Source organism: Streptomyces sp. SID3343 (genome assembly GCF_009865215.1).
Lineage (GTDB): Bacteria > Actinomycetota > Actinomycetes > Streptomycetales > Streptomycetaceae > Embleya.
Window position 1 is genome coordinate 1 of the sequence record NZ_WWJX01000358.1, and the last position, 1,004, is coordinate 1,004.

Sequence of the window (1,004 nt, forward strand, 5' to 3'; positions counted from 1 at the left end):
GGTCGGGCTCTTTCCGCGATGACGTCGAACATGCTGCGCCAGGCTGCGGAGTTCGCCGGTGCCGACCCCGCCCGACTCACCGCCATGGCCGGCTACTTCGAGCTCTTCAGCGACTGGAAACCCGCGCCGCTCACCTGTCCCACCCTGTACGTCCGAGCCGAGCACCCACTGCCCGACACCGAACCCGCCCCGGACTGGAGCCTGCCGCACGCCGAAGTCACCGTCCCCGGAAACCACTTCACCATGCTGGAGGAACACGCCCGGACCACCGCACTCGCCGTCCACCGATGGCTCGGCGGCCGGGCCTGAGCCACCGGGCCCGCCGGCTCGGGTCGGGCGGTGTACGGGCAGGCCGAGTAGGTGGGGTAGCCCGCATCGCCGCCCTGGTGGTACGTGGCCTCGTCGGCGGGCGCGATCGGCAGGCCGGTGCGCAGCCGTTCGACCAGGGGAGGGCCCTGCCGGGCGGCCTGGGTAGTACGCTGGAACCTGACATCGATGTGAGAGTCAAGTCGTGTGGCCGGGGTCACGGACAGGAGTACGAGATGCGCATCGGCGAACTCGCGACGCGGACCGGAGCCAGCGTCCGCTCGCTGCGCTACTACGAGGAGCAGGGCCTGCTCACCAGCATCCGCAGCGCCGGTGGGCAGCGGCACTACACCGACGACGACATCGAGCGGGTCGCCTTCGTCCAGCGCCTGTACGGGGCCGGACTCTCCAGCCGCACCATCGTCGAACTGCTGCCGTGTGTCGACTCGCCCAGCGACGACCACTCCGACGCCGCGATGGAGCGCATGCTCCAGGAGCGCGACCGGATCTGCGACCACATCGAGGAGTTGCAGCGCACCCGCGACGCGCTCGACGAGGTCATGGCCGCGGCCCGGGCGTACCGCGACACCGGCCGGGCGAACTGCGAGGCCACGGCGGCTTCGGTCGCCTGACCCGGGTTGCGGGCAGCGTCACCGGACCCGCGCCGGGGGCACCCGGCCCGGGCACACCTGTTCGGG

General features: G+C 71.8%; 2 protein-coding genes and 1 pseudogene. 2 read left to right on the forward strand and 1 reads right to left on the reverse strand.

The window, feature by feature from the left end:
* A partial coding sequence (locus GT354_RS52545) for a hypothetical protein (protein ID WP_237534645.1) occupies nt 1-309 on the forward strand: 309 nt, incomplete at its 5' end.
* 26 nt (nt 310-335) lie between these two features.
* Here the strand turns inward: GT354_RS52545 and GT354_RS53845 are convergent.
* Nucleotides 336-452: pseudogene (locus GT354_RS53845) on the reverse strand (alkene reductase); the annotation flags it as partial.
* A 90-nt stretch (nt 453-542) separates the two neighbouring features.
* Here GT354_RS53845 and GT354_RS12140 point away from each other — a divergent pair.
* Nucleotides 543-938, forward strand: a complete 396-nt coding sequence (locus GT354_RS12140; RefSeq protein WP_161356306.1) for a MerR family transcriptional regulator — start codon at nt 543-545, stop codon at nt 936-938.
* Nucleotides 939-1,004: the final 66 nt, after the last annotated feature.